This is a genomic window from Caldimonas sp. (assembly GCF_046289365.1).
Classification (GTDB): Bacteria; Pseudomonadota; Gammaproteobacteria; order Burkholderiales; family Burkholderiaceae_C; genus Caldimonas.
In genome coordinates, this window is the sequence record NZ_JBKBVU010000235.1 from 1 (window position 1) to 4,244 (window position 4,244).

Genomic DNA, 4,244 nt, shown 5'->3' on the forward strand with positions numbered 1-4,244 from the left:
AACACATAGCTCGCAAAGCTCGCCACCACCCCCTCGGTGCCGGGCGTGCGGGGTGCTCCCAGGTCGAGCTGGCACTGCGCGCCACGGCGGGCATTGCGGTGAAACCGACCCGTTCGGAAGTCATCGAGGCTGTCGTACTGCCGGATGCGAAACTGCAGCTTGCCTGCTCGGGTACCCACGGCTTCGCGGATTCGCAGGCCGGCTGGAAACTGGGTCAGGACCGCGTGGCAGATGCGCCGCAGTTCGTCGTCGCTTTTAAAGAAGAACGCGCAGTGCCAATGCGGCGTGCCATCTTGCATCGGCTCTTCGGTGCGCACGCCGCTGAGCACGATGCCGTGCTTGCGCAGTTGCGCGCGCAACCGATGCCAGCCCTGGGCGATTTCGCGGTGGCCGGCGTTGGGCAGTTGGCCGTTCCAACTGTGTTTGCCCACTGTGTGTTTCGGGCGAGCGTGCCAGGCGCTGGGCAGCGTGATGGTCAGCATCGCCCAGCGCAGGTTTGCTTGCGTCGCGAGGGCCTCGATGCCTTTGAGGAAAGCGTAGTACCTGGCGGCCAGTTGCCGGGGATGGCGCAACAACCGCTCCAGGGGCTGCATGTCGCCGCTGGACGGGTCAAAGATGACGCTGTCGCGGGCGAAGCGTCGCGCCTGAACTTGGCTGTCTTTGTGCCACGCCAGCGCCACGTCGCTGGCGTAGCGCTGGCCATCGTGGCCGATACTTCCGGCAGCCAGCAGCGCGGCTTCGCGGGCCTGGCGCAGCCTGCGGGCCCCAGCCCGGCGCCACCAGCGGGGGTCGGCGCTTCTGAGCAGGGCTTCTTCGGGGGTCTTGCCCGAGGGCTGCAGATTCCAAACGCTGTCGCGCACCGGGACACCGGCCTGGGCGCTGAGCTGGGCTTGGCGCTTGGCCCAGGCGTCCAGCTCGGCGCGGCCCCAGGCAAGCCGCTCCTGCCCGCCGTCCTCATTTAGGGGATGCGGCTGAGGAGCAGTCGGTTCGTCGGCGTCGGCAGTTATGGGCCAGGGAGTCGGTATCGGGGGCGTCATGCCCCGTCTAGCGAATAGCCCTCGCGAACCGGGCTTGAAGTGCCCATACCCGGTGCGGCCTGAACCCGTGCTTGTAACAGCCCCCACCCAAGCTGGCGCACGACCCCCACGACAATCGCGTTGCCCATGAGCGCCACCCGCTGGGCAGGTCGAATCCCGTCCAGGGCTGTGTGCCCGCGCGCAAACCCCATTAGGGCCTCCACCTCTTCCGGCGTCAGCCGTCGCAGGCGACCATCCGCATGGCGCACGACATGTGTGGTGCGCGAAGGGCTGGCGCCCCCTTCGCTCGTGATGACCGTGCGCGCCGGTCGGTCCAGCGGGTCCGGGAAGGCCATCGCGCCCTCGCTGTAGGTATAGACATGGCCAGTGGCACTCACGCGCGGGATGCGTTTCGCGCCCTTGCACGCTTGCCAGCGAGGCAGTTGGTCCTCGGGGATGAAGAACGCCTCGGGAACGACGGTGGTGCCGGCCACGACGTCGCCTAGCGTGAGAGGCTGCGCTTGCCCCACGAACGCGGTGAAGTCCGCTGAAGACCGCGCCGCAATCGGCGCGGTCCAGACCTGGCCGCAAGCACACAGACCAGCGTTAGCAAAGGGCGACTTGGCGGGACTGAGTTCGGTGTCAGCGAGCAACTGTGGCAGCTCGTGCGGCAGCAGCAGCCCCGTTTCGGTGTTCGTGTCACCTGGTAAGCCACGGGCGATGGCGCCGTCCTGGGTCAACCACTGCCGGGCGCTGTGCGCGTTCGCTGCGGCCGCCAGCGCCGCGCGGCCTAGCGCCGTGTGTTGGTGATGGGCGAGGATGTAGAGCCGCTTGCGCCGCGTCGGGTAGCCGTAGTCTGCAGCGTTGACGACGCGCCACTCGACTGCATACCCGAGCTCCAGAAGGCTGCCGAGGATGACCGCGAAGTCCCGGCCGCGCGCGCCGGCCGGGCTGCTGAGCAAGCGGTCGACGTTCTCCAAGATGAGGTGGGCAACCGGCTGGCCGCGCTCTCGCAACTGCTTCAGCAGGTCGTGAACGGACCACCAAAGTTGGCCCTTGTCGCCGGCCAGTCCGTGAGCGCGACGGACGGGTTGAGCGACAGAGTAGTCTTGACAGGGGAAGCCACCGACGAGTACATCGGGGCGCAGCTCTTCGAGACGGGCCAGCGTATGCGGGTCGCTGAGCACCGCGCGGATGTCGCGGCCATCCAGTTCGCCTGGCCAGTGCCAGCGGTAGATGTCGGCCGCCCACTGGCGCTTCGCGTCAGGCTCCCACTGGTTTGCCCAGACGACTTGGTAGCCTGGGGCTGGGTCTTCGGTTGATTCCGTTGGGGTCTTGGTGGACTCGAGCGCACAGCGAAATCCACCGACACCGGCAAAGAGTTCGAGCACGCGCAGCGGGCTCTGTTGGGAAACATGGGACACTGGTCACCTCCGGGTTGAGGCCCGGCGGTGACGCGTCGGTGAGCGGTGCGCCCCCTTGGCACACGCTTGGATCGACTCAGTCGGCGCTATCGCGCCGGGCTGAGCCGTCTAGGGAGTGGTTTTAAATTTCGGGGATGAGTGAAGAGAACAAAGGCCGCTGCCGCGCGATGCGACAGCGGCCCGCGAAGGCGCAAGCCGCAGCCGGTGGGGGCTTGCTCAGTCCAGAGTAAATCCTCCCAATGAGTTCACAAGGCACACGTTGTAAACAAGAAACCGCTTCGCTTATCCTCTGGGCCTTTTTTGCCCGAAAGGAGGATGCGTGTTGTGGTTATGCTTCCCCCTGCTGGCCTTTGCCGTCGGGGTTCTGGTTGGCAGATTCAGCGTGCGGCACTACCGGCGTGACCGGCTGACCTGGGCGCAGCGACGACTGCAACTGAAGGTGCTGTCGCTCGAACTCAAGAGCCTGCGCAGCAAGGTGGTGTCCAACCAAGGCCGTCGCACACCACCGGCCAAGCGGCGCTTGGTGCGCAAGTTGCCGACGCTGAAATGGTGGCAGCGGCGGCTGATTGCCTGGCTGCGCCTGTATTTTCCCTGGCTGACGCGCTTCATGCGATTCTCGCCCGGAACCTACATTCGCTGGCTGCAGGCCAAGTCGCGCAAGGGGCACGCAATGAAGGTCGCCGAGGGCAAGGCGCGTGGTCGACCACCCACCCCGCAGTTCATCGTCGATGCCATCCTGGCCATCAAGCACGACCACCCACGGTACAGTGCCGGGCACATCGCCCGCATGATCTCGGGCGGGGAGCTGAAGTTTCGCATCAGCAAACAGACAGTGGCGCAGATTCTCAAAGCGCACGGCTTCAAGCCCAGGCCAAAGGGCAAACGCCCGCCTCGGGAAGAAGAGCCCGGCTGGCTGACCACTCTCTACAACCAGCACGTCATGGCCATTGACTTCAAAATCACGGGCGACCTTGCGGGCAACCGGCTTGCCGTGTTTAACCTGATTGACCACGGCCGCCGCGTGCTGCAGTGGTCACGCGCCACCTACAGCCCCACGGCGCAGTGGGTCGCACAGCAACTGCGCAATGCCTTCATGGACATGGACGTGCTGCCCGAAGCCATCGTCATGGACAGAGACAGCATCTTCTTGCCCATCGTCAAGCAGACGCTGCCGGCCATGGGAATAAGGACTATCCGGATTGGCTACAAGTGTCCGTGGCAAAACGCGGTGGTCGAGCGCTTTCATCGCACGCTGGACGATGAGCTGCTGCGCTACGTGCAGCCGCTCAACGACCGGCATCTCAATCGGCTGCTGGCCGAGTTTCGCCGGTACTACAACACCGCACGGCCGCACATGGCCTGTGGTGTGGAGCCGCCCATCTTGCCGGATGTGACGAACAACCCGGCCGCGAACGATCCCGACTTCTTCAAGACCCCAAGGAAACTTGTGCGTCAGAAGTGGTTGGGCGGGCTGCACTCCAGCTATCGCTGGGCAGCGTAGTTTTCGACTGACAAGTTGGCGAGTGACGGTCATCGGTGCCGGCAGCCGAGGTTTTGCCCTGCCTGGAAATCCAGTGTTTCCAAGTCTTGAGCACACCTTGAGCTGGGAGAAGCTTGAACGGCGCTCGCCCGCAGGTGAGCGCTGGCCGAAAACCTGCTCCGATCCTCACACAAACGACGCAAAATGTGGCTTATGCGATTTTTTCACCAGCACAGTGTCGCTCACCGCTGCCGCCATCCGTTGGCTGGAGATTGCGCCAGAGCGTGCCGTGCTGGTGGCCAGCCGCGATGACCACATGCTGTG

Annotated in this window: 4 protein-coding genes; 2 read left to right on the forward strand and 2 right to left on the reverse strand. The window is 65.0% G+C overall.

The genetic code is table 11. From position 1 onward, the window contains the following. Both ACK42S_RS16035 and dcm read right to left on the reverse strand, forming a co-directional pair. A partial coding sequence (locus ACK42S_RS16035) for a replication endonuclease (protein ID WP_409709819.1) occupies window positions 1-1,037 on the reverse strand: 1,037 nt, incomplete at its 3' end. Continuing rightward, window positions 1,034-2,440: a DNA (cytosine-5-)-methyltransferase gene (gene dcm / locus ACK42S_RS16040; RefSeq protein ID WP_409709822.1), complete on the reverse strand. Its 1,407-nt coding sequence runs from the start codon at window positions 2,438-2,440 to the stop codon at window positions 1,034-1,036. The genes dcm and ACK42S_RS16035, both read right to left, overlap by 4 nt. A 322-nt stretch (window positions 2,441-2,762) precedes the next feature. Here dcm and ACK42S_RS16045 point away from each other — a divergent pair, with 322 nt between their 5' ends. After that, entirely contained in the window at window positions 2,763-3,941 is a 1,179-nt protein-coding gene (locus ACK42S_RS16045) for an integrase core domain-containing protein (RefSeq protein ID WP_409709825.1), read from the forward strand. Window positions 3,942-3,963: 22 nt separating this feature from the next. Continuing rightward, the coding region (locus ACK42S_RS16050) for a hypothetical protein (protein WP_409709828.1) at window positions 3,964-4,244 on the forward strand (281 nt) is incomplete at its 3' end.